The organism is Streptomyces sp. SID8352 (assembly GCF_009862265.1).
In the GTDB taxonomy this organism is placed as follows: domain Bacteria; phylum Actinomycetota; class Actinomycetes; order Streptomycetales; family Streptomycetaceae; genus Streptomyces.
In genome coordinates, this window is sequence record NZ_WWGX01000038.1 from 60,869 (window position 1) to 84,424 (window position 23,556).

General features: G+C 75.8%; 21 protein-coding genes and 1 pseudogene. 10 read left to right on the forward strand and 12 right to left on the reverse strand.

Features of this window, described 5'->3' with window-relative positions; all coding sequences use genetic code 11:
- Window positions 1-100: 100 nt before the first annotated feature.
- The 3 genes from GTY84_RS13185 to hmgA are packed head-to-tail and all read right to left on the reverse strand — an operon-like array spanning window position 101 to window position 3,372.
- Complete coding sequence (locus tag GTY84_RS13185) at window positions 101-1,255, reverse strand: type ISP restriction/modification enzyme (protein WP_202551067.1); 1,155 nt, start codon at window positions 1,253-1,255, stop codon at window positions 101-103.
- Window positions 1,256-1,278: 23 nt separating this feature from the next.
- A complete protein-coding gene (locus GTY84_RS13190; RefSeq protein ID WP_161226403.1) occupies window positions 1,279-2,028 on the reverse strand; it encodes a GntR family transcriptional regulator in 750 nt (249 codons plus the stop codon).
- A 27-nt stretch (window positions 2,029-2,055) separates the two neighbouring features.
- Window positions 2,056-3,372 carry a homogentisate 1,2-dioxygenase gene (hmgA, locus tag GTY84_RS13195; protein WP_161226404.1) on the reverse strand — a complete coding sequence of 439 codons (1,317 nt, stop codon included), beginning with the start codon at window positions 3,370-3,372 and terminating at the stop codon, window positions 2,056-2,058.
- Between the two features lie 163 nt (window positions 3,373-3,535).
- Between hmgA and GTY84_RS13200 the strand changes: the two genes are divergently transcribed.
- From GTY84_RS13200 to GTY84_RS13210, 4 genes and pseudogenes are all read left to right on the forward strand, one after another.
- Window positions 3,536-4,090: a hypothetical protein gene (locus GTY84_RS13200; protein ID WP_161226405.1), complete on the forward strand. Its 555-nt coding sequence runs from the start codon at window positions 3,536-3,538 to the stop codon at window positions 4,088-4,090.
- Between the two features lie 167 nt (window positions 4,091-4,257).
- Window positions 4,258-5,109, forward strand: coding sequence for a TetR/AcrR family transcriptional regulator (locus GTY84_RS13205; protein ID WP_161226406.1), 852 nt, complete (start codon window positions 4,258-4,260; stop codon window positions 5,107-5,109).
- A 140-nt stretch (window positions 5,110-5,249) separates the two neighbouring features.
- A pseudogene (locus GTY84_RS33820) lies at window positions 5,250-5,431 on the forward strand (hypothetical protein).
- A gap of 593 nt (window positions 5,432-6,024) precedes the next feature.
- Window positions 6,025-7,356: an ABC transporter ATP-binding protein gene (locus tag GTY84_RS13210; RefSeq protein WP_161226407.1), complete on the forward strand. Its 1,332-nt coding sequence runs from the start codon at window positions 6,025-6,027 to the stop codon at window positions 7,354-7,356.
- Between the two features lie 186 nt (window positions 7,357-7,542).
- On the opposite strand, the gene GTY84_RS13215 is transcribed toward GTY84_RS13210, so the two are convergent.
- A complete protein-coding gene (locus tag GTY84_RS13215; protein ID WP_161226408.1) occupies window positions 7,543-8,187 on the reverse strand; it encodes a TetR/AcrR family transcriptional regulator in 645 nt (214 codons plus the stop codon).
- A gap of 296 nt (window positions 8,188-8,483) precedes the next feature.
- On the opposite strand from GTY84_RS13215, the gene GTY84_RS13220 reads away from it, so the two are divergent.
- Together GTY84_RS13220 and GTY84_RS13225 are read left to right on the forward strand one after the other, a co-directional pair.
- A complete protein-coding gene (locus tag GTY84_RS13220; protein WP_161226409.1) occupies window positions 8,484-8,774 on the forward strand; it encodes a YiaA/YiaB family inner membrane protein in 291 nt (96 codons plus the stop codon).
- Between the two features lie 132 nt (window positions 8,775-8,906).
- Entirely contained in the window at window positions 8,907-9,581 is a 675-nt protein-coding gene (locus tag GTY84_RS13225) for a TetR/AcrR family transcriptional regulator (protein ID WP_161226410.1), read from the forward strand.
- Here GTY84_RS13225 and GTY84_RS13230 read toward each other — a convergent pair.
- Window positions 9,572-10,036 carry a MaoC family dehydratase gene (locus GTY84_RS13230; RefSeq protein WP_161226411.1) on the reverse strand — a complete coding sequence of 155 codons (465 nt, stop codon included), beginning with the start codon at window positions 10,034-10,036 and terminating at the stop codon, window positions 9,572-9,574. The genes GTY84_RS13225 and GTY84_RS13230 overlap by 10 nt on opposite strands.
- Before the next feature lie 254 nt (window positions 10,037-10,290).
- On the opposite strand from GTY84_RS13230, the gene soxR reads away from it, so the two are divergent.
- Window positions 10,291-10,860: a redox-sensitive transcriptional activator SoxR gene (soxR, locus tag GTY84_RS13235; RefSeq protein ID WP_161226412.1), complete on the forward strand. Its 570-nt coding sequence runs from the start codon at window positions 10,291-10,293 to the stop codon at window positions 10,858-10,860.
- Window positions 10,861-11,671: 811 nt separating this feature from the next.
- Here soxR and GTY84_RS13240 read toward each other — a convergent pair.
- Window positions 11,672-12,277 carry a hypothetical protein gene (locus GTY84_RS13240; RefSeq protein WP_161226413.1) on the reverse strand — a complete coding sequence of 202 codons (606 nt, stop codon included), beginning with the start codon at window positions 12,275-12,277 and terminating at the stop codon, window positions 11,672-11,674.
- A gap of 309 nt (window positions 12,278-12,586) precedes the next feature.
- Between GTY84_RS13240 and GTY84_RS13245 the strand changes: the two genes are divergently transcribed.
- On the forward strand, window positions 12,587-15,403 hold the full coding sequence (locus GTY84_RS13245) for a penicillin acylase family protein (RefSeq protein WP_161226415.1): 2,817 nt from the start codon (window positions 12,587-12,589) through the stop codon (window positions 15,401-15,403).
- 16 nt (window positions 15,404-15,419) lie between these two features.
- Here GTY84_RS13245 and GTY84_RS13250 read toward each other — a convergent pair whose 3' ends face one another.
- A complete protein-coding gene (locus GTY84_RS13250) occupies window positions 15,420-16,667 on the reverse strand; it encodes a DUF1343 domain-containing protein (protein ID WP_202551068.1) in 1,248 nt (415 codons plus the stop codon).
- A 306-nt stretch (window positions 16,668-16,973) separates the two neighbouring features.
- Between GTY84_RS13250 and GTY84_RS13255 the strand changes: the two genes are divergently transcribed.
- Complete coding sequence (locus tag GTY84_RS13255) at window positions 16,974-17,567, forward strand: TetR/AcrR family transcriptional regulator (protein WP_161226418.1); 594 nt, start codon at window positions 16,974-16,976, stop codon at window positions 17,565-17,567.
- A 435-nt stretch (window positions 17,568-18,002) separates the two neighbouring features.
- Here the strand turns inward: GTY84_RS13255 and GTY84_RS13260 are convergent, their stop codons facing one another.
- The 5 genes from GTY84_RS13260 to GTY84_RS13280 form a co-directional block, all read right to left on the reverse strand.
- Window positions 18,003-19,238, reverse strand: coding sequence for an acyl-CoA dehydrogenase family protein (locus GTY84_RS13260; RefSeq protein ID WP_161226420.1), 1,236 nt, complete (start codon window positions 19,236-19,238; stop codon window positions 18,003-18,005).
- A 6-nt stretch (window positions 19,239-19,244) separates the two neighbouring features.
- A complete protein-coding gene (locus tag GTY84_RS13265) occupies window positions 19,245-20,270 on the reverse strand; it encodes a phosphotransferase family protein (protein WP_161226421.1) in 1,026 nt (341 codons plus the stop codon).
- A gap of 490 nt (window positions 20,271-20,760) precedes the next feature.
- Window positions 20,761-21,066: a DUF202 domain-containing protein gene (locus GTY84_RS13270; protein WP_321162654.1), complete on the reverse strand. Its 306-nt coding sequence runs from the start codon at window positions 21,064-21,066 to the stop codon at window positions 20,761-20,763.
- A complete protein-coding gene (locus GTY84_RS13275; RefSeq protein ID WP_161226424.1) occupies window positions 21,063-21,455 on the reverse strand; it encodes a DUF202 domain-containing protein in 393 nt (130 codons plus the stop codon). Before GTY84_RS13275 ends, GTY84_RS13270 begins: the two co-directional genes overlap by 4 nt.
- Before the next feature lie 366 nt (window positions 21,456-21,821).
- The gene (locus tag GTY84_RS13280) at window positions 21,822-22,340 is read right to left on the reverse strand and encodes an NUDIX domain-containing protein (RefSeq protein ID WP_161226425.1); all 519 of its coding nucleotides are present in this window, start codon (window positions 22,338-22,340) and stop codon (window positions 21,822-21,824) included.
- A 211-nt stretch (window positions 22,341-22,551) separates the two neighbouring features.
- Between GTY84_RS13280 and GTY84_RS13285 the strand changes: the two genes are divergently transcribed.
- Window positions 22,552-23,502, forward strand: coding sequence for a hypothetical protein (locus GTY84_RS13285; protein ID WP_161226426.1), 951 nt, complete (start codon window positions 22,552-22,554; stop codon window positions 23,500-23,502).
- The last annotated feature ends 54 nt before the right edge of the window (window positions 23,503-23,556 follow it).

The following is a 23,556-nucleotide window of genomic DNA, read 5'->3' on the forward strand; positions in this document are numbered from 1 at the left end:
AGGGCCGACGGGCGTCCGCGTTCCCCCTCCATGTGCTCCCGGCCCGGCGCTCCCGCCTCCGCGGGGTCCGGGGAGGCCGGGCCCCCGGGACGGGGCACGGTCACAGCAGGGCGAGCTGCCCCTCCGGACCCTCCTCCCGGTCGTCCAGCACCGAGGCCGGGCGGCGGGCCGCGGCCGGGGCCGGGAGCACCCCCGCCGCCCGCAGCTCCGTCGCCGTCACCGGCTCCGTCACCGTCAGCGCCGCGCACGGGGCACCGAGTTCGGCCAGCAGCGCCAGGACCGTGATCAGCTCCAGCAGCTCGGAGGTCCAGGACTGCGGCCAGTCCGCCGGGCGGATCGCGGCGAGTCCGCCCGGGCCCGGGGCGGTGCGCTCCGCGAACCACCGCTCCAGGACCCGGTGCCCGCCCGCCTCGAAGTCCCAGGCCCCCGCCGGGACGGGGGAGACGCGGCCCCCGTCCAGGTGCAGGGTCTCCTCCTCGCGGTCGTAGCGGAGGGTCAGCGGACGCGGAGGCAGCGCCGCCCGCACATAGGGACGCCGCCCGCCGGGCAGCCGGGGCCGCTCCCCGTCGCGGCGCATCAGCCACAGCGCCCGGCGGCCCAGCTCCACCCCGTGCTCCCACTGGGCCCGGTCCGCGGTGAGCGGGACCAGGGGGCCCGGCCGGGCGGCGGCCAGCAGCCACGCCAGCACGTCGGCGGGGGAGGGGCGGACCCCGAGCCGGACCGCCAGGTGGTCCAGGAGCCCCGGCGCCAGATTGGGCTCCGCGCCGCCCGGCCTGCGGTACAGCGGGCGGATCCGGCCGGGGCCGAGCAGCGGCGGCAGGGAGGTCGCCAGCAGTGGCGGTCCGGCGGCGCCCGGCACCTCCACCACGAAGACCTGCCGGGCGTCCGCCACCCGCCACAGCTCGGGCCGGGCCGCGTCGATCAGCCGGTGGTCGGGCAGCAGCCACTGCTCGTCGAAGGGCCCGCGCAGCACCCGCACCGGCTCCGGGCAGGGACCCGGGAGGCGCGCCAGCCGCTCCGTGCCGCCGGAGGTGCCCGGCAGCCGGGGCACGGCGGTCTCGGGGGTGCGCGAGCGGCTCGGCTCGAACAGGGCCTCGCGGTCCGGTCCCTCCGCCGCCACCAGGGCGTCCCAGCGGGCCCTGAGCGAGGCCGGGTCGGGACCCGCCGGCCACCCCCGGCCGAGCCGGGGCGGTGCGACGGACCACGGCATGAGGTCCGCGGGGCGCGGAGCGTCGTCGGGCGTCACGCCGGGCATCGTACGACGGGGCCGCCGGTCCGTCAGGTGGCGTCCAGGGTGACCGTGAAGGAGAAGCGGTCCCCCCGGTAGTGGATGACCGCCACGTCGAGCACCCGCCCCGCCGGGTCGTAGGTGACGCCCGTGTAGTGCAGGATCGGGCTGAGCAGCGGCACCCGGAGCAGCCGGGCCGTCTCCGGGTCCGCGAGCCGGGCCTCCACGGTGTCGGTGATCCTGCTGATCCGCAGGCCCGCCACGTCCCGCAGCACCTTCGTCATCGGCCAGCGGGCCAGGTCGTCGGGGTCGATCCGGGCGGCCAGCTCGGGCCGGACGTAGTTGCGGGCGTGGTTGGTCGGTTCGCCGGTCTTCTCGTCGCAGCGCAGCCGGTGGTAGGCCGCCGCCCGCGCCAGGTCGGGGAAGTACTCGGAGAGTTCGGAGGGCACCGGCACCACGCCGTGCTCCAGCAGCGAGCTGGTCATGCCCGACTGCTGGGCGACGATGGCGTCCACCGAGCCCAGCAGCCGCACCGGGGCGCCCCGCCGGGCGTCCGGCTCGATGAAGGTGCCCCGGCGCCGGTGGCGGCTGATCAGCCCCTCCTCCTCCAGCTCCTTCAGCGCCTGCCGCATGGTGAGCACGCTCACCCCGTAGTGCCCGGCGAGCTGCTCCTCCGTGGGGAGGCGCAGCGGGTCCCGGGGCGAGCGGCCGAGTATCGAGGCGCGCAGCGACTGCGACACCTGGTACCAGAGCGGCAGCTTGCGGTTGAGGACGATGGAGTCCGGGGCGAAGGAGGTCACGGGCCTATCCGTACCGGTCCGGTCCGCTCAGTGCAACGGGCGGAAGTGCCGCTCCAGGCCCTGCCACACGTCGTCGTAGCGCTCCTGGAGGTGGTCGGCGCGGGCCGCCTGCGGGGTGAGGGCCACCGGCCAGCGGGTCTCGAACATGAACGCCAGCCCGTCGTCGACCTTCTGCGGCCGCAGCTCGGCGGCGCTCGCCCGGTCGAAGGTCTCCCGGTCCGGACCGTGCGCCGACATCATGTTGTGCAGCGAGCCGCCGCCCGGCACGAAGCCCTCCGCCTTGGCGTCGTAGGCGCCCTCGATCAGGCCCATGTACTCGCTCATCACGTTGCGGTGGAAGTACGGCGGGCGGAAGGTGTCCTCGCCCACCAGCCAGCGCGGCGCGAACACCACGAAGTCGACGCCCGCCAGGCCGGGGGTGTCGGACGGAGAGGTGAGCACCGTGAAGATCGACGGGTCCGGGTGGTCGTAGGAGATGCTGCCGATGACGTTGAAGCGGCGCAGGTCGTAGACGTACGGCAGCAGGTTGCCGTGCCAGGCGACCACGTCGAGCGGGGAGTGGTCGTAGGTGGCCGTCCAGAGATTGCCGCAGTACTTGTTGACCACCTCCACCGGGCCCTCGACATCCTCGGGGGCGGCGACCGGGGCCAGGAAGTCCCGGGCGGCGGCGAGGCCGTTGGCGCCGATCGGGCCGAGGTCGGGGAGGCGGAAGAGGGCGCCGTAGTTCTCGCAGACGTAGCCCCGGGCGTCGTCGTCGAGCAGCTCGACCCGGAAGCGGACCCCGCGCGGGATCAGCGCCATGTGGCCGGGCTCGGCGCGCAGCAGCCCGAACTCGGTGCGCAGCAGCAGCCCGCCGCGCTCCGGGACGATCAGCAGCTCGCCGTCGGCGTCGGAGAAGACGCGCTCCATGGAGGCGTTGGCGTGGTAGAGGTGCACGGCCATGCCGGTGCGCTGGGTCGCGTCGCCGTTGCCGCCGAGGGTCCAGAGCCCGGCCAGGAAGTCCGTCCCCGCCGGGGGAGCGGGCCGGGGGTTCCAGCGCAGCCGGTTGGGGTCCGGCACCGTCTGGGTGAACGGCGCGGTGCGGATGGTGCCGTTGCCCGTGCGGGTGAAGGAGGGGTGCGCGGCGGAGGGGCGGATGCGGTAGAGCCACGAGCGCCGGTTCTCCGCGCGGGGCTCGGTGAAGGCCGAGCCGCTGAGCTGCTCCGCGTAGAGCCCGAGGGGCGCCCGCTGCGGCGAGTTGCGGCCGTCGGGCAGGGCGCCCGGCACCGCCTCCGAGCTGTGCTCATTGCCGAAACCGGACAGGTGGGAAAGCCCCTCCGCCGCCTTGCGCGCGTCCCCGCTCATCACTCGCTCCCTCGCCAAGCTGATTCCTATGGGACACCGTAGGATTGCGGTCCTCCCCGCGCAAGGGCCCGTACGGGTCTTCCTGCCCGGTCCGTGAGGGTTGGCCGGAACCGCGCCCCCCGGGGCGTTCGGGCCGTCGGACCGGTGTTCTAGTCTCCGGGGCATGTCGTGGACGCGCAGAGCAGTCGCCGCGCTCGCGGTCTGTCTCCTGCCGCTGGCCGGGGCCACGGGCTGCGGCACCGGTGGCACCCGGGAGCCGGGGGCCGGCCGGACCTCCGCCGCGCCGGTGGGGCGGCTCCTCGACGGCGCCGACGAGGAGGGGAACCGCTACCGCGAGGTGGACGCCGCCGGGGCGCCCGGGGCGGGCCTCCAGGTGCAGCCCTCCGCCGACGGCGGCTGGGAGGTGGGCCTGGACCTGCGCGGCTTCCGCCTCTCCCCGTCCGGCGCCCCCGACCGCGCCGTCGCCGGACGGGGGTTCGCGCGCCTCTTCCTGGACGGCGAGCCCCTCGTCCGGCTGCGCGGCCCCCGGCACCGGCTCGACGCCGCTCTGGTGCCGCGCGGCACGCACCGGCTCACCGTCCGCCTGTACGCCGACGACGGCACCGTCTGGGCGGTGGACGGCCGCCCCGTCGAGAGCACCGCCGACCTCACGGTCTCGGACACGGGGGGCGGGCCCGCCGGGGAGGCGGGGGAGCGCGGCACGGAGGGCACGCGGTGAACCGCCCCGGTGCGCCGGCGCAGCCCGGCGGCCCGGGGAGTCCGGGCGGGCCCGGCGGAACCGGTGGCCGGGGTGCCTCCGGCGGGTCCGGTGGCCGGGGTGCCTTTGGTGGCTGCCCCGGCGGTCCCGGCGGCTCCGGGACGCGGGAGAAGGGGGCCGGGGCCGGTGTGCCGCGTGCCGCCCCGCTGCTGCGCAGCGTGCCCGTGCAGCGGCGCAGCGCCGAGCGGCTGACCCGGATCCTCGACGCCTGCGCGGCCCTGCTCGACGAGGCCGGGTACGACGCGCTGAGCACCCGTGCCGTGGCGCTGCGCGCGGGGGTGCCCATCGGCTCGGTGTACCGCTTCTTCGGCAACAAGCGGGAAATGGTCGGCGCCCTCGCCCAGCGCAATCTGGAGCACTACATGGAGTCCGTGACCGAGCGGCTGCTCGGCGGCGCGGCGGGCGCCCGCACCGCGGCCCCGGCCGACGGCGCCGGGACCCGTCCCGCGGCCGTCGCCGGTACGGGGGCGGAGGGCACGGGGGCGGGCGGCCCCGGCCGGGGCGGTGCCGGGGCGGGCGGACCCGGCGGGGCGGACGGGGGCCCCGGCGCGGCCGGGCCGGGGGCGCGCGGCTGGCGCGAGGCGCTGGACGTGCTGCTCGACGAGTACCTCGCGATGAAGCGCGGCACCCCCGGCTTCGCCCTCGTCGACTTCGGCAACCAGATTCCCGTCGGGGACCCCCGCGCCGAGCCCAACCACCGGGTGGCCCGGCGGCTGACGGACCTGCTCGCCGGGTACCTCGGCCGCCGCCCGGACGAAGGGCTGCGGCGTACCTTCCTCGTGGCCGTGGAGACCGCCGACACCCTGGTGCGGCTGGCCTTCCGGGTCGCGCCGGGCGGGGACGAGGCGGTCTTGCGGGAGGCCCGGGAGCTGTTGCGGGCCTACCTGGGCCGGGTGCTCGACGGGCCGCCGCCGGGGCCTCCCGCCCCCGCCGCGGACCCCGACGGGGCCACGCTCCCCGGGGCCGGTGCGGCGTCGTGAGGCCCCGCGCCGTCGCCCCGCGTCGCTGTGGCGCCGTCGTCTCGCGTCGCCGCCCCGCGTCGCCGTGGCGCGCGCCCGGGCCGCCCCGATGACGGCCGGACGGCACGACCGGCGGGGCCGCGGCCCGGGGGAGGTCCGGAATGATCCTGGTGGTGCTGGGCGGGTGCTCCCGCTGACCGTCGGCGGCTGCGTCCGTGTGGTCCTGGCGGCACGCGGCGGTCCGCGCTGGACGCGGGTGGTCGCCGCGGCGACCCTGACGGCGGGCGAACCGGCGCGCCGTCCGGGCCGGAGGCGGAACGACGCCGGGGGCGCGGACGACTGACGGCGCGGGCGCCGACCTTACGGATGGCCGACGGCTCCGACAGTTTCCGACGGCTCCGACGGCTTCCCCGGCTCCGACGGTGCCGACAGCCCGGAAGGCTCCGGCCGGGGTGGCCGGGGTGGCCGGGGCGCCCGGGGCGGCCGACGGGGGGTGATGCCCGGCAGCCGGAACGCCGGGGTGTCCCGGACCTCCGACGCGGTCGGGGCCCTGCCCGGCTCGTTCCGGCCCGGCCGGATCCGTTCGCCTGCCAGGCCAGTTCCGGCCCCTCCGCCCGCCGGGCTCGTTCCCGCCCGACCCGACCCGACCCGACCTGACCTGACCCGTTCCCGCTCGACCGGCCTGACCTGGCCCGACCCGGCCCGTCCGGTCCGCCGCCGGGGGCGTACGAGGGACGGCACGGGGTCGCCAGGGGTCACGGAGCCGGGCCCCGGGCCGCCCGGAATGCGAACGATGGCGGAAAGTTGCCGTCCTGTGTCTTCCGTCCGACGCGTACCTTCCGTTAGCTTCCGTGACGCACACCCTGCCGCGCGCACCGCGCGGGAGGGCCGGGCGCGGAGTGTTCGGCGCTCGGTGAGTTCCCGGGGGCACCAGCAATGACACGCGCCATCTCGCTGTACGACGTGAGCAAGACCTACGCGCGCGGCGGCCCCCGCGTGGTGGACCGGCTGTCACTGGACGTCCCACCCGGCGAGTTCCTCGTCCTGCTCGGCCCCCCCGGCTGCGGCAAGTCCACCCTCCTGCGGATGATCGCCGGGCTGGAGGAGATCAGCGAGGGCAGCCTGCTGCTGGACGGCGAGTACGCCAACGACCTGCTCCCCGCCGAGCGGCGGATGGCGATGGTCCTCCAGGACGTCCTCCTGTACCCGAACACGACCGGGCGCGGGACCACCGGCTTCCCGCAGCGCGTCGAGACGCTCCGCGAAGATCCCGGCGCCCGCGTCTCCGCCGTCCGGACGGCGGGCATCGAGGACCTGCTCGACCGCTTCCCCTCCCAGCTCTCCGGCGGCGGACGCCGACGCGTCGCGACGGGCCGGACCGCCGCCCGCCGCCCCACCGCCTTCCTGATGGACGAACCGCTGTCCGGCCTGGACCCCGAGCTCCGCACCCATCTGCGCGCCGAGATCACCGGGCTGACCCGGGAACTGGGCGTCACCACCGTCTATGTCACCGACGACCCGTCCGAGGCGATGTCGCTGGGCGACCGGGTCGCCGTGCTGCGCGGCGGCGTGCTCCAGCAGGCGGACCCGCCGCGCACGGTGTACGGACTGCCGCGCAACGTCTTCGTCGCGGCCTGCGTCGGCACCCCGCGCGTCAACCTGCTGCGCGGCATGGTCCGCGCCCCGGTGGGCGGCGCCATGACCATCAGCCTCGGCAGGCAGTGCCTGTTCCTGCCCGAGCCGCTCTCCCGCGACCACGAGTTGCTCCGCGTCCAGCAGGGCCGCGAGATCGTCGTGGGGCTGCGCCCGGACGCCGTCCGCGTCGCGGGCCCCTCCGCCGCGCGTCCCGGCGAGATGCCGCTCACCGGGCTGGTGGAGCACGTCGAGTACCGGGGCCACGAGTGCCTCGCCCATGTCACCACGGGCTCGCGGCCCGTCGTCGTCCCCGGGCTGGAGTCGCCGCGCCCCGCGGTCCGTCCGGAACGGCGGCGCCGGGACGGCACCGTCCTGGGGCGGTTCAAGGAACGGGCGGGCGGGCGGCGCGGTGATCCCGTCGCCGTGCTGGAGGCGCCGCCCGCGCCGCCGCCGTTCGCGGCGGCCGACCGCCGACCGCCCGGTGACCTGGTCGTGCGGACCGCCCCCGACCTGGTGCTCCGTCCCGGGATGCAGGTTCCGCTCCTGGTCGACCCGGCCCGGCTGTTCGTCTTCGACCAGCGGGGGGAGCGGATCTGCCCGGCACCGGCGTGGCTGCCGGATCTGGAGGCGTGAGGCGACGGGACCGGGGTGCTGGACGGGGAGCCGGGCCCGGTCCCGGCCGTCGGTCCTGTCCTCGGGCGCGGCGCCGGATGACCGGTCGCCGGACCGGGGGCCGGGGCGCGGGACCACGGCACGGTGCGCCGGGTACGGACCGGGTGCCGGGGCCGGGTTCTCGGTGCCGCTCCGCGCTCCCGCCGGTCAGGGTGCGGTCGTGTCCAGCCGCTCGTACTGCTGGGCCAGCCCGTCCAGGAGCGCGGTCAGCCCGGTGGTGAAGGCCCGTTCGTCGATCAGCTCCTGCCGTTCGGCCAGCAGATGGGCCTGCCCGAGGTGCGGGTAGTCGGCGGGGTCGTAGGCGCTCGCGTCGTCCACGAAGCCCCCCGCGAACGAGCCGAGCGCCGAGCCCATCACGAAGTAGCGCATCAGCGCGCCGATGGAGGTGGCCTGGGCCGGGGGCCAGCCGGCGTCCACCATCGCCCCGTAGACGGCGTCGGCCAGGCGCAGCCCGGCGGGGCGGCGGCCGGGGCCGCGCGCCAGCACCGGGACGATGTGGGGGTGGTCGCGCAGGGCCGCACGGTAGGAGAGCGCCCAGTCGCGCAGCGCGGTGCGCCAGTCGCGGCCGTCCGCGAACATCGACAGGTCGACCTGGGCGCTCACCGAGTCCGCGACCGCCTCCAGGATGTCGTCCTTGGTGCGGAAGTGGTTGTAGAGGGAGGGACCGCTGACGCCCAGCTCGGTCGCGAGCCGCCGGGTGGAGACGGCGGCGAGGCCCTCCGCGTCCACCAGCGCGCGGGCCGCCCCGACGATCCGTTCGGTGCTGAGCAGGGGCGTGCGCGGTCGGGCCATGGCGCACATCGTAGGTCCCGCGCGGGCGGACGGGCGGGGCCCGCCGCCGGGGACGGTCCCGGCGGCGGGCCCCGGTTCCCCCGGCCCCGGGTTCCCCCTGGCCTCCGGCCCCCCTGGCCTCCTGCTGCCCCGGCCTCCGGCTCCCCGGCCGTCCGCCGCTCCGGACCTCCGGCTCCCCGGACCTCCGCCACACCGGACCGCCGGCTCCCCGCGCCGTCCGGGCCTCCGCCGTCTGAGTACCCGAGCTGAGTACGTCGGCGGATGTGGCTCCGGACACCCCGGCCGAAACTGGTCCCATGAACGACTCACCGGTCAAGCAGCAGAGCACCACCGCCTTCTACGGGCAGGCCGTGGCCTCCTTCGGCCTCGCGATGATCGCCACCGCGGCCGGCATCTACAACCTCCAGGCGAACGCGTGGGTACGGGCCTTCCTCGCCATCGCCGTCCTCTACCTGGTCACCTCCGCGTTCACCCTGGCCAAGATCGTCCGTGACCGCCAGGAGGCCGGGCAGATCGTCAGCCGGGTGGACCAGGCCCGGCTGGACAAGCTCCTCGCCGAGCACGACCCCTTCGAGAAGCTGGGCTGACCGGCCGGCCCTCGCGATCCCGTCGGCCGCCCGCCCCGACCGTCGGGCCACCCGCCGACCGCCCGTCCCTAAGCGCTCGCTCAGCTTCGGCGGTATGGTGGGGGCATCTGTCACCGAGAGGGGCGAGCAGCGATGAGTACGGCGGCCGAGACGGCGGGCGGCGACACCGAGCCCTGGGAAGAGGTCGTGCCCGACGCGGCCCGGCGGCTGCTGGTCGCCGCGGTGGAGGCGTTCGCCGAGCGCGGCTACCACGCCACCACGACCCGTGACATCGCCGGACGGGCCGGAATGAGCCCGGCCGCGCTCTACATCCACTACAAGACCAAGGAAGAACTGCTCCACCGCATCAGCCGGCTCGGCCACGAGCGGGCCCTGTCGATCCTGCGCACCGCCGCCGAGGGCGAGGGGAGCGCGACCGAGCGGCTGGCCGACGCCGTCGGCTCCTTCGTCCGCTGGCACGCGGGCCGGCGCACCACCGCGCGCGTGGTCCAGTACGAGCTGGACGCGCTGGGCCCCGAGGCCCGCGCCGAGATCGTCGCGCTGCGCCGCAGGGTCGACGCCGAGGTGCGCGGGATCATCGAGGACGGCGCGGCCTCGGGCGAGTTCGACGTCGAGGACGTGCGGGGCACCACGCTCGCGGTGCTCTCCCTCTGCATCGACGTGGCCCGGTGGTTCAACGTCAACGGCCCCCGCACCCCCGAGGAGGTCGGCGCGCTCTACGCCGGTCTGGTGCTGCGGATGGTCGGGGCGCGGTCCGCCGACCACCCGGAAGCGGTGACGGCGCCCGGAAGCGGCGCTCAGAAGTAGTAGCGCGAGACGGATTCCGCCACGCACACCGGTTTGCCTCCGCCCTCCCGCTCCACGGTGAAGGCGACGGTGACCTGGACGCCGCCCTCGACGTCCGCCACGCCCGTCACGACCGCCGTCGCCCGCAGTCGCGAGCCCACCGGCACGGGGGAGGGGAAGCGGACCTTGTCGGTGCCGTAGTTGAGGCCCATCCGCACCCCCTCCACGGCGATCAGCCGCGGCGCGAACAGCGGGAGCAGGGACAGGGTCAGATATCCGTGCGCGACGGTGGTGCCGAACGGGCCCGCGGCGGCCCGCTCCGGGTCCACGTGGATCCACTGATGGTCGCCGGTCGCCTCCGCGAACAGGTCGATCCGCCGCTGGTCGACCTCCACCCAGTCGGTGTACCCGAGCGGCTCGCCCACCGCCTCCCGCAACTCGTCGGCGGACGCGAAGATCCTCGGCTGCCCTGTCATCCTCCGGCCCCTCTTCCTCTCCGGCGCGGCGTCCCGGCCGCGCCTGTCGGCGCCCCGGCCGGCCGGGGCGCCGGGCGCGGCTGCCGGACGGCTGTTCGCGTCCGATTCTAAGCGACTGCTTAGTGTGGGCGCAGGTGCGACCCGTGTCAATGGGCCCGCGATCGGGTCGAGTTGACGGATCGTCAAGTGTGCGGGTGGCGCGGAGTGGTGGGGAGCGGCGGCGTTCCGGGGCCGGGATCGGTAGGGTTCGGGGAGTGCCCCAGATTCCCGAGAAGATCCATGAGCTCACGGTCGGCCAGCTCTCGGCGCGCAGCGGCGCCGCGGTGTCGGCCCTGCACTTCTACGAGTCCAAGGGGCTGATCTCCAGCCGCCGCACCTCGGGCAACCAGCGCCGCTTCACCCGCGACGCGCTGCGCCGGGTCGCCTTCGTCCGCGCCGCCCAGCGGGTCGGCATCCCGCTCGCCACCATCCGTGAGGCCCTCGCGGAACTGCCGGAGGAGCGCACGCCCACGAAGGACGACTGGGCCCATCTCTCCCAGTCCTGGCGCACCGAGCTGGACGAACGGATCAAGCAGCTCAACCGGCTGCGCGACCACCTCACCGACTGCATCGGCTGCGGCTGCCTCTCCCTGGAGAGCTGCGTCCTGTCCAACCCGGACGACGCCTTCGGCGAAGTCGCCACCGGTTCCCGGCTGCTGCCGGAACGTCGGCGGGGTCCGGCGAGGTCCGCGCGGAAGCCCGCGCCGGACCGGCCGTCCGGCCGGGCGGCGGAGCCGGACCGGGGGGCCCGGGAAGGTGCGCCGGACCCGGGGTGCGCCGGCTGAGCGGCCGCCCGGTCCGGGCGGGGAGGGCCACCCGGAGCGGACCGGCGCCTGGCCCCGGGCCCGGGCCCGGACGGCACCGTGCCCCCGGTCCGGACGGCACCGCGCCCCGGTCCGCACCGCGCCCCGGCCGCCGTCGGCGCTCGCCCCGCCCGGGGAGCGCCCGGCCCGTGGCTCCGGCCCGCCGGACCCCGACCCGTACGGCTCGGGCCGCCCTGCGCGGGTCTGTCCGCCCACGCCCTGGCGGCGTGCCCCGGGGCCGGGGCCCGGAGCTGGGGTTGGGGCCCGACGGCCGCGTATCCCGGAGGCGGGCAGCCGGACGCCCCCGCGCTCCGCAGGGACTGACGCCCGGTCACCCACTCGCATCCTGGTGCCAGGCCAGGCCAGGCCAGCGCAGTCCGGCCCAGCACGGCACCGGATCGGCCCAAGCCCGGCACCGGACCAGCATCGGCCCAGCACGGCGCCAGCCCAGCACAGCATCGACCCAGCACGGCGCTAGCCCAGTACGGCACCGGACCAGCACGGCACCCGACCGGCCCGGCGCCAGCCCAGCCCGGCACCGGACCAGCACGGCAATCGGCCCAAGCCCGGCACCGGCACCCGACCGGCCCAGCACCGGACCGGCCCAACACCGGCGCCGCCACCGGACCGACCCTGGCACGGCCCCGATCCCGGCCGTCCCGACCCCGGCCCTCCCGGGCCCCCGCCGTCCCGGACCCCGGGCCCCGGCCGCGCGGTCACCCGGGCCCCGGCCCGTACTCCCGGCGGCCGGCCTCCGGCCCGCACGCACGCCCGGCCGGCCGCCCCGCCCCGCCTACGCCGACATCAGCAGTCGCGGTCCGCGCCGGGAGTTCGCCAGGGCCTCCGGGGTGAGGACGGGGCGCGGCACGAGGATGCCGCAGTCCGCGCACACCGGGCCCGACGACGGCTCGTGGTCCAGGTCGTACCGCCACACCAGCCGCTCCCCGTCGCACACCGGGCAGAGGGCGCCCGGTTCGCGCTCCAGGGCCGAGGTCAGCCGCCGGAGCACCTCCGCCAGCGGTCCGTCGGGGTGGAGTCCGGGGTCGTCGCACCAGGCCACACCGAAGCCGCCCCAGGTCAGCCGGTGCCAGTCGTCCACGCTGCCGGGCCGCCGCAGCCCGTCGTGCTTCTCCTTCCTGCGCCGCTCGGCGAACTCCTCCTCGTACGCGAGCCACACCGAGCGCGCCTCCTCCAGCTCCTCCAGCGCGGCCACGAGCCGCACCGGGTCGGGGGAGCGGTCCTCGGGGCCGAAGCCGGCCCGCGCGCACAGATGGTCCCAGGTCGCTCTGTGCCCGTACGGGGCGAACCGCTCAAGGCACTTGCGCAGTGAATACCGCCTCAGCGCCAGATCGCACCGCGGATCGCGGACCTGTCTCGCCAGACTTCGAAAACCGGCCATCGCCCTGCACCTCCGTCACACCTGCACTTCTCGTCCTGCGGTCATGCCCCCGTCGCCGTGCCCGCGCCGCCGTGCGGCTGCGCCGCGCCGGTCCCGTACCGGCGCCGCGCCGCGCTGCCGCGGCGCTTCCCACCGGGTTCCCGTGCCGACGCCCTCTCATGGACGCACCGGCAAGCGAATCGGCTCCCTCCGCTTGTGCGAGGTTCTTCATGAGTCGACCTCCTGCCGCGGTAAGTGACGCATGTTCACCTTCCGCTCCGGTGATACCGGCGGTAACGTCCGGCTCCACCCCCGTCGGGAGGAGCTGCCATGGCACGCACCCCACGTAACGTCCTCGACAGACTGAGAACTCCCCGCGGCGTCCACGGGTTCCTGAAGGGCGCCTCGGTATGCGTCCTCATCGCGGGCCTCCTGTCACCGCTTTCCCCGGCGACGGCCGTCGGAACGGGCGGCACGGAGAAGACCGCCACCGCGACGCGGGCCGGGTCGGCCGCCGCCGACCACTGCGGCGGACGCTGCTCCGACATCCTCCCGCCCGGTCAGAACGGCAACGCCACCCTCGCCGAGATCCTCCTCCACCAGGCCCTCGGCACCCGGCCCGCGCACGCCGGGGACCAGCTCGGCCCCTACGCCGCCCTCGCGTCCGGACGGACCGGACTCACCAACGAGACCGTCAACACCTTCTTCAACGAGGCGTCGTTCGGCGTACCCGCCGGGCAGGTCGCCTCCACCCTGCGCCCGGCCGGGCGGCAGGACGTCACCATCGTCCGCGACCGCGGGACCGGTGTCCCCCACATCACCGGCACCACCCGCTACGGCACCGAGTTCGGCGCCGGGTACGCCGCCGCCCAGGACCGGCTCTGGCTGATGGACCTCCTCCGCCACGTCGGACGCGGGCAGTTGACCCCCTTCGCCGGGGGCGCCCCCGCCAACCAGGGCCTGGAACAGCAGTTCTGGCGCGACGCCCCCTACACCGAGGCCGACCTGGAGGCCCAGTTCCTCGGGGTCGCCGAGGGCAACGGCGAGCGCGGCCGGCAGGCCCTCGCCGACGTCGACGCCTACATCGACGGCGTCAACGCCTACATCGAGGCGTCCGACAGGGGCCGCTACTTCCCCGGCGAGTACGTCCTCACCGGGCACAAGAACGCCGTCACCAACGACGGCACCATCGAGCGCTTCAAGCGCACCGACCTGATCGCCCTGGCCTCCGTCATCGGCTCCCTGTTCGGCTCCGGGGGCGGCGGCGAGGTCGGCAACGCGCTCTCCCTGATGGCCGCCCAGGAGAAGTACGGCACCGCCGAGGGGACCCGGGTCTGGGAGTCCTTCCGCCAGCGCAACGACCCCGAGGCCGTGCTCACCCAGCGCACCGGCAGCTTCCCCTACCTGCCCCGGCCCGACGACCCGCGCGGCCGGGCCCTGCCCGACCCCGGCTCGGTCACCGTCGAACCCCTGGTGCACGAACGCACCGGCAGCGCCACCGCCGCGCGGGCCACGGACGCCTCCGCCGCGGCCGCGGACGCCGCCGTCGGCTCCGCGCGGCGCGGCATGTCCAACGCCCTGGTGGTCAGCGGCAGGCACACCGCGAGCGGCAACCCGGTGGCCGTCTTCGGGCCGCAGACCGGCTACTTCGCGCCCCAGCTCCTCATGCTCCAGGAGATCCAGGGCCCCGGCATCAGCGCCCGCGGCGCCTCCTTCGCCGGTCTGAGCATGTACGTCGAACTGGGCCGGGGCCAGGACTACGCGTGGAGCGCGACCACCTCCGGGCAGGACGTCATCGACGGCTACGCGGTCGAGCTGTGCCAGGACGACCACCACTACCTCCACCGCGGCACCTGCACCCCGATGCGGAAGGTCGAGCGCGTCAACGCCTGGAAGCCGACCGTCGCCGACGGCACCGCGGCCGGCTCCTACACCATGCGGGTCTGGCGCACCGCGTACGGCCCGGTCACCCACCGTGCCACCGTCGGCGGCAAGAAGGTCGCCTACACCGCGCTGCGGTCGTCCTTCCTGCACGAGGCCGACTCCATCATCGGCTTCCAGATGCTCAACGACCCCGGCCACGTCCAGGGCCCGGAGGGCTTCCGGAGCGCCGTCCAGCACATCAACTACACCTTCAACTGGTTCTACGCCGACGCCGAGCACACGGCGTACTACAACAGCGGCGACAACCCGGTCCGAGCCGACGGCGTCGACGCCGAGTTCCCCGTCCTCGCGCTCCCCGAGTACGAGTGGCGGGACTGGAACCCGGCGGACAACCGCGCCCGCCACATCCCGCCCGCCGCCCATCCCCAGTCGGTCGACCAGGACTACTACGTCTCCTGGAACAACAAGCAGGCCCGGGACTACCCGGCCGCCTCCTGGGGCAACGGCTCCGTCCACCGCGGCGACCTGCTCGACGACCGGGTGGCGGAACTGGTCGCGGAGGGCGGGGTCACCCGTGCCGCACTGGTCGGGGCCATGGCCGAGGCGGGCCTCGCGGACCTGCGCGCCGAGGACGTGCTGCCCGTCCTGCTCCGGGTGATCGGCACCGCGCCGGTGACCGACCCCGCCGCGGCCACCGCCGTCGGCCGGCTCCGGGCCTGGCTCGCCGACGGCGGACTGCGCACCGAGACCTCGGCCGGGTCCCGGAAGTACGGTCACGCCGACGCGATCCGCACCCTGGACGCCTGGTGGCCGCTGCTGGTGCGGGCCGAGTTCGCGCCCGGCCTCGGGGACGGCCTGTACACCGCCCTCACCCGCAACCTCCCCGTCGACGAGGCGCCCTCCGCCGGACACGGCCCGACCGGCGCCCACGCCGGCAGCGCCTTCCAGTACGGCTGGTGGAGCCATGTCGACAAGGACCTGAGGTCCGTGCTCGGCGAGCCCGTCCGGGGGCCGCTGGCCCGCTCCTACTGCGGCGGCGGCGACCTCACCGCCTGCCGGGACACCCTGCTCTCCACCCTGGTGGAGGCGGCGGGACGCACCGCCGCCCAGGTCTACCCCGGCGACGCCGCGTGCGCCGCCGGCGACCAGTGGTGCGCCGACTCGGTCGTCCACCGCACCCTGGGCGGCATCGGGCACGGTGCCACGACCTGGCAGAACCGGCCGACCTACCAGCAGGTCGTGGAGTTCGCGTCCCACCGGTGACCGGCCGGCCGGGGGCTCACCGGTAGAGGAGGTACTGGCGGCGGGTCGCCCGGAACGCCGCCAGTTCCCGCTGCCAGGCACCCACCACCTCATCGGTGTCCGCGCCCGCGTCGATCATCGTGCGCACCCGCGCGGACCCGGTGAGCCGGTCGATCCACTCGTCCGGCCGCCAGGCGAACCCCTCCCAGCACCGCCGGGCGGTCACCAGCAGGCCGATCCCGGTGCGCACCGGGTCGAAGGCGGCCCGGTCGTGCACATGGAGCTGCACCCCTCCGGCCGTCCTGCCCTGGAACTTGGAGAACACCGGAGAGAAGTACGCCTCCCGGAAGCGCACCCCGGGCAGGGCCAGACCGTTGGCGGCGGCGGCCCAGCGGCCGTCCAGCCCCTCCGCGCCGAGCAGTTCGAAGGGGCGGGTGGTGCCGCGCCCCTCCGACAGGTTCGTCCCCTCGAAGAGACAGGTGCCCGCGTACACCAGCGCGGTCTCCGGCGTCGGCATGTTCGGGCTCGGCGGCACCCACGGCAGCCCGGAGGCGTCGAAGAAGTCCGACCGCCGCCAGCCCGCCATCCGCACCGTCCGCAGCGGCACCGGCGTGGTCAGGAACTCGCCGTTGAACAGCAGGGCCAGCTCCGCGACGGTCATCCCGTGCGCCTGTGCGACGGGCTGCCGCCCCACGAAGGTCGCGAACTCCTTGTGCAGCACCGGCCCCAGCGCCGCCCGCCCGGTCAGCGGGTTGGGCCGGTCCAGGACCACGAACCGCAGGCCCGCCGACGCCGCCGCCTCCATGCAGTCGTACAGCGTCCAGATGTACGTGTAGAAACGTGCGCCCACGTCCTGGATGTCGAAGACGACGGTGTCCACGCCGGAGGCGGTGAACACGTCCGCCAGCTCCCGGCCGCTCTTGAGGTAGGTGTCGTACACCGGCAGCCCGGTCGCCGGGTCCTCGTGGCGCCCCTCGGACCCGCCCGCCTGCGCGGTGCCCCGGAAGCCGTGCTCGGGGCCGAACACGGCGGTCAGCTCCACCCGGTCGTCCGCGTGCATCACGTCGACCACGTGCCGGGCGTCCCGCGTGATGCCGGTCGGATTGGTGACGACACCGACCCGCTGCCCGGCGAGCACCCGGTAGCCGTCCTCGGCCAGTCGCTCGAAGCCCGTGCGCAACCGCCGGCCGCCCCCGGGCGCAGCGTGGGCCGCCCCGGGCACTGCCGCGGTGCCGGCCGCCACGGCGGTGGTGGTGGTGAGCAGGGTCCGTCGGGACAGCGTCATGCGGTGACCTCCGTGATCCATGCGGGTGTCATGTTCACGCACAGTAGCCCGGCCCCGTGCCGCGCGGAACGACGCGAACCCCGGGGCGCCCCTTCCGCCCCGCATACCGACTGGTTAGTGTGACGCGGCGGCGCGGCGCCGGGGCCCACCGCCACGCCCCCGCGGCCGGTCCGGGACGGCCGCGCGCCGGACGGCCCTCCCGGCCGCCGGGCCCGGGACGGCGAATGGGAAGATCCTCGGCCGGGAACGGCGTTCCCCCTCAGGACACCGACGACCCCCGATGACACGGAAAGGCAGGTGGCGACAGTGCCCAGGACCACGGACGGGGACGGCACCCCGGTGCCGCAGCGGCTCCTGGCCGCCGCCACCCGGCTCTTCGCCGAGCACGGCTACGACCGCACCTCGGTACAGGAGATCGTCGAGGCCGCGGGCGTCACCAAGGGCGCCCTCTACCACTACTTCGGCTCCAAGGACGACCTCCTGCACGAGGTCTACGCCCGGGTGCTGCGCGTCCAGCAGGAGCGCCTGGACGCCTTCGCCGACGCCGACGCGCCCGTCGAACAGCGGGTGCGCGACGCCGCGGCCGACGTCGTCGTCACCACCATCGACAACCTCGACGACGCCTCGATCTTCTTCCGCTCCATGCACCACCTGGGCCCCGAGAAGAACCAGCAGGTGCGCGCCGAACGCCGCCGCTACCACGAGCGCTTCCGGGCGCTGATCGAGGAGGGCCAGCGGAGCGGTGTCTTCTCCGCGGCCACCCCGGCCGATCTGGTGGTCGACTACCACTTCGGCTCCGTGCACCACCTGTCCACCTGGTACTGCCCCGACGGCCCGCTCACCCCCCAGCAGGTGGCCGACCACCTGGCCGATCTCCTGCTGCGGGCGCTGCGTCCGTGAGGTGATCGAGGGGGCCGCCACCGGATCGCGCGGCCGGGTACACGCCCGGCCGGGGTCACGGGTGCGGCCCGCTCCGGCCGCCGGGCGCGCCCGCACGGCGCCCCCGCCCGCTCCCCGGTCGGCCGCGGCACGAACGCCACACCGACGCGGCACGAACGCCACACCGGTCCCCGCCCGCACCGGCTCCGCTCCTCCGGCGGCCACCGGCATCCGCCGGGGACCGGTCCGGACCGCCCGCCGCCGGGAGCGGGACCGCCCACGGGGGCCTGTCTGACCATTGCCGTCGTCGCCCGTGGGGCGGCCGCGCGGTGTCGGGTGTGTGCTCTCGGCGTTCCGGCCCCGGGCCTTCGTACTTGGAGGTACCCGGGGCCGGGGGCGGTGCGACGGGAGCGCGGGGACGGCGTCGTGAGGCGGACGGGAACGGTCGGACGGGCCTCAGGGGCGCGCGGACCGGTCGCCGGTGTGCCGGGCGATCTCCCGGCGGGCCAGCGAGCGCTGGTGCACCTCGTCCGGGCCGTCCGCGATCATCAGCGTCCGGGCGGCGGCGTACAACTCGGCCAGCGGCAGGTCCTGGCCCACCCCGGCCGCCCCGTGCAACTGGATCGCCCGGTCGAGGATGCCGGTCACCGCACGCGGTGTGGCGATCTTGATGGCCTGGATCTCGGTGTGCGCCCCCCGGTTGCCGACGGTGTCCATCAGCCAGGCCGTCTTCAGCACCAGCAGCCGCAACTGCTCCACGGTGACCCGCGCGTCGGCGATCCAGGCGCGCACCACGCCCTGCCCGGCCAGCGGCCCGCCGAACGCGGTGCGGTCCACCGCCCGGCGGCACATCAGCTCGATGGCCCGCTCGGCCATCCCGATCAGCCGCATGCAGTGGTGGATCCGGCCCGGCCCCAGCCGTGCCTGGGCGATGGCGAAGCCGCCGCCCTCCTCGCCGATCAGATGGGACACCGGCACCCGGGCGTGGTCGAGGACCACTTCGGCATGGCCGCCGTGGGCGTGGTCCTCGTACCCGAACACCCGCATGGCGCGGGTCACGGTGAGACCCGGGGTGTCGCGGGGGACCAGCACCATGGACTGCCGGCGGCGGACGTCCGGGGCGTCCGGGTCCGTCGCGCCCATCACGACGACGACCGCGCAGCGCGGGTCCATCGCCCCGGAGATGTACCACTTGCGGCCGGTGACGACGTAGTCGCCGCCGTCCCGCTCGATCCGCGTGGTGACGTTGGTGGCGTCCGAGGAGGCCACGTCCGGCTCGGTCATCGCGAACGCCGAGCGGATCTCCCCCGCGAGCAGCGGCGCCAGCCACCGCTCGCGCTGCTCCGCGTCGCCGAACCGGGCCAGCAGCTCCATGTTCCCGGTGTCCGGCGCCGCGCAGTTGGTCGCCGTCGGCGCGAGCCCCGGACTGCGGCCGGTGATCTCGGCGAGCGGGGCGTACTGGAGGTTGGTCAGCCCGGCCCCGAGCCGCGGGTCCGGCAGGAAGAGGTTCCACAGACCCCGGCGCCGCGCCTCGGTCTTCAGCTCCTCGACCACCGGCGGGGTGTCCCAGGGGGAGGCGAGGCGGGCGCGCTGCTCACGGGCGGTCCGCTCGGCCGGGTACACGTGCTCGTCCATGAAGGCGAGCAGCTCGGCCCGGAGTTCCCGGGTGCGCGCGTCGAACGCGAAGTCCATGGCGGATCAGCCCTCCCGCAGGGCGCTCAGGCCCTGCTCGACGAAGACGGGGACGAGCTCCCCGATGCGCTCGAATCCCCCGCCGACCGTCCTGCCGAGCGTGTGGCGGTAGTGGATGCCCTCCAGGATCACGGTGAGCTTGAACCAGGCGAAGGCGGTGTACCAGGCGAGGGCGGACACGTCCCGGCCGGAGAGCCGCGCGTACCGCTCGACCAGCTCGGCCGGGGCCGGATGGCCGGGCGCGTGGGCGGTCGTGGCGACGGGGGAGCCGGCGAGGACGGCCGTGCTGCTGTACATCACCAGCAGGCCCAAATCGGTCAGCGGATCGCCGAGCGTGGACATCTCCCAGTCCAGGACCGCCCGGATGCCGTCGTCCGGGCCGCCGATCAGCACGTTGTCGAGCCGGTAGTCGCCGTGCACGACGGCCGGGGCGGGGGAGCGGGGCAGCGTCCGCGCGAGCGAGGCCCGCAGGGTGTCGACGCCGGGCAGGTCGCGGCTGTGGGAGGAGGCCAACTGCCTTGCCCAGCGGTCCAGCTGGCGCTCCAGGAAGCCCTCGGGGCGGCCGAAGTCCGCGAGCCCGGCGGCGGCCGGGTCGACCGAGTGCAGGGCGACGAGGGTGTCGACCAGGCCCAGCACGGCGGCCCGGGTGCGCCCGGGGCCGAGCGCGGCGAGCTGCCCGGCCGTCCGGTAGGGAGTGCCGTCGACGAACTCCATGACGTAGAACGGCGCCCCGGTCACCTCCTCGTCCTCGCAGAGCAGGACGGGCTCCGGCACCGGCACCGGCGTCGGGCGCAGGGCGGTGATCACGCGGTGCTCGCGACGCATGTCGTGCGCCGTGGCCAGGACGTGGCCGAGCGGGGGCCGCCGCACCACCCAGCGGGCGGTGCCGTCGGAGACGGCGTACGTGAGGTTGGACCGCCCGCCCTCGATCAGTCGTCCGGACAGGGGGCCGTCCAGCAGTCCGGGCCGCTCCCGGTCGAGCAGCGCGCGCAGCCGGTCGAGATCGAGCCCGGGCGGATGGTCGGTGCTCATCGTCGCTCCTACGGGGCAGGGGAAACGTACCGCACACATGATGCCGACCAGTCGGTATGTCGTCCAGGGGGTGTACGGGGTGCCGCGCGCGTTCCGGACGCCGGGAGCGTGGGCGGTGCCGGGCCTGGGGTGGGAGCGCGGGCGGGGCCGGTCGTCACCGGACGGGCCGGTGCGCGGAAGGGGTGGCGGAGCGCGTGCCGGTGCGCCTCAGGGGTGAGAAGGCGTCGGGGTGCGCGGTGCCGGGGTGCGCCGGGACTCGTCGGGACCGCCGCGTCCGGCGGGCCGCGGAGGGGCGACTCCGGTGGGTGCGGGGTGCGGGGTAGGGGTACGGGCAGCTGCGGGCCGGTCGGGTCGGCGGAGCCGGTGGGGCGCGGACGAGGTCCGCCTCGGGCAGGGAGCGGGGCGCTGGGCGTGGGCCGGCGGAAGCCGCCGTCGGCGGGCCGACCGCCGGGCCGACCGCCGGGGCGGCGGCCGGAGCCGTCCGTGCCGGTCAGAGGATCAGTACGGCCCCGCAGCCCGCCAGCGCCGCGATGCACAGGACCGCCGCGGCGGCCCGGGTCGGCGGCAGCGGCCCGGGGGAGGGGGAGCCGGCGAGGCCCTGTGTCCGGCGCTGCGCGATGTACAGGAAGCCCAGCCAGAGGGCGGCGCAGAGCGCGACGGCGACGGCCTGGACGGGACCGGCGCCCCGGCCCAGGGCGGTGCGCGCGGCGAGCACGGCCGTGACGGTGGCGGAGAGGGTCGTGCGCCGCCAGGCCAGCCGGGTCCGCTCGGGCTGGAGCCCGGGGTCGCGGGTCACCCCTCCCACCCGGTGAGGACCACGACGACCATGGCCACGGCGACCACCGCGACGACCAGGCTCATCACGGCGGGGAAGCGGGAGACGGGCAGGTCCTCGCCGCGGCGCATGGCGCGTTCGCAGCGCACCCAGTGGTTGACGGCGCGCAGCGCGCACAGCACGCCGGCCGCGAGCAGCGCGAGCGCGAGCCCGACGCGCCAGCCCCGGCCCAGGGCGGGAAGGAACTGGTCCACCGCGAAACCGCCGCCGATCAGGGCGAGGGCGGTGCGCAGCCAGGCGAGGAAGGTGCGCTCGTTGGCGAGCGAGAACCGGTAGTCCGGGGTGCGGCCCTCCTCCCGGACCTCCTCGGGCGCGAACCACAACCGCACGTTGCTGGCGAATTCCCTCACCCCCGGACCCTAACCCCGCCCTCGGTCCCCCGCGCGAGCGACCGGGGCGCACCTGGCCCGGGGCCCACCGGCCGCGCCGGGACCGTGTCACCGGGTCACGCCGTCCGGCCGCCGGACCCGCACCGGACCGCGCCGCTCCGGCCCCCGGCCACCGTGGCCGGGTCCTCGCCTCCCCTCGGTCCCGGGTCCGCCGCCACCCTCCGGGCACGCCCCGTCCCGCCGCCGGACCCGTGCCGGGCAACCGCCGCCGGGCTTGCCCGGCCCGGTCCGGCCCCGTCCGTTGCCCGGGTGGGCCGGGGCTCCCCGGACCGGGGGCGGTCCCAGAAAGGGGGGCGTTCCCGGAAGGGGCCGTTCCCGGAAGGGGCGTCACCCCCGTTCCCGCTCCCACGCCCGCAGCCGTTCGTACGCCGCCAGCCCGTCCGGGACCCAGTCCCAGTCACCGAGCCGCCGCTCCAACTCCGCCCCGGTGAGGAACCCGTGCCACTCCACCTCCTCCGCCTCCGGACGCACCGCCCCCGCCCAGCGCACCTCGTACACCGCCGACCACCACCGGCGCCCGCCGCCGTCGTCGAAGAGGAAGGAGAACCGGAACTCCGGCCGGGGCAGGCCGCTCACCCCCAGCTCCTCCCCGGCCTCCCGCAGCGCCGCGTCGTCGTAGGACTCGCCCGCCCCGACCACCCCGCCGACGAACATGTCGTACCGCGAGGGGTACACCAGCTTCCCCGGTGTGCGACGGTGGACGAAGAACCGTCCCCGCGCGTCCCGGACCCGGACGAAGACCACGCGGTGGCACAGCCCGCGGGCGTAGACATCGCCCCGCCGCGCCCGGCCCACCACCCGGTCGTTCTCGTCCACGACATCGAGGATCTCGTCAGCCGCACTCATCCGCCCATCCAAGCAGCCGGGCACGCCGAGTGGTCGACACGGAACGGGCCGCCCGGGGCAACGGAGGCAAATCCCCCTCTTGGCGCAGGAGTTGAAGCGTGTAACACCCAAGCGGCCCTTGACGACGAGTGCGGCCGACGGTTTGCTGTGAGTGATCAGTCCATGGCAATCCGGCTACGACGACCAGCGCGTCGCGTGAGGAAGTTCCGCGGTGTCCCCACCTCCGCCTCCCCTCGGCCGCGCCCGCAGACGCGCCGGCCATCCTTTCGACGAGGCGCTCGACGACGCCGAACTCACGACGGCACGCGCGGCGCTGGCGCAGGGACGCTGGCAGTCGGCGCGCTCCCTGATCACCCGGACGGGCGTGGAGTGGGACCGCCGCGGACACCGGATCTCCGTCCTCGCCGCCGAACGCTACTGCGCCGCCTGGGCCCGTGAGTGGCTCCTCGCCGAGCCCGACTCCACCGACGCCTCCCTGCTGCTCGCCTTCGCCCTCGTCCGACGCGCGCTGCGCGGCAAGGAGAAGCCGGCCGCCGCCCGGGAGGCCTGCCGGAGCACCGCCGCGCTCGTCCCCGAGGACCCCACCCCCTGGCTGGGACTGCTGGTGCTGGAGCGCGAACTGGGCACCGACGACGATGTCGTCCGCGCCTTCGAGGCGGTCCGGGGCCGCTACGCCGACCACCACCACGCCCACCACCTGATGGTCGCCCGCCTCGCCGAACAGCGCGCCGAGGACGGCCCGGACCCGCTGCACGAGGTCTACGACTTCGCCAACTGGGCCGCCGAACAGGCCCCCGCCGACTCCCCCCTGGCCATCCTGCCGGTCGTCGCTCACGCCGAGCGCTACCGCGTCCTGGCCGCCGCCGGCCACGAGTCCGCCGACCCCAGGTCCTCCGGCCACTGGGTCGGCCGCCGCGCCCGTCTGGTGATGAAGGCCGCCTTCGACTGGTGGCTGGAATGGGAGCAGGACGGCCACCCGCGCAGGCTGATCGACCTCAACTTCCTGGCCCACGCCAAGTCCTGCGAGGGGCGCGGCGCCGAGGCCGCCGCCCTGTTCCACCGGATCGGTCCGCACGCCACCCCCGCGCCCTGGGCCTACCCGGACCGGGAACCGTACGCCGCCTTCCGCGCCGCCCGCGCCGACGCGCTGGGGACGGCCTGACCCCACGACCCCACCTCCCCCACCCCGCCCCGCATCCCTACGACGACACAAGGA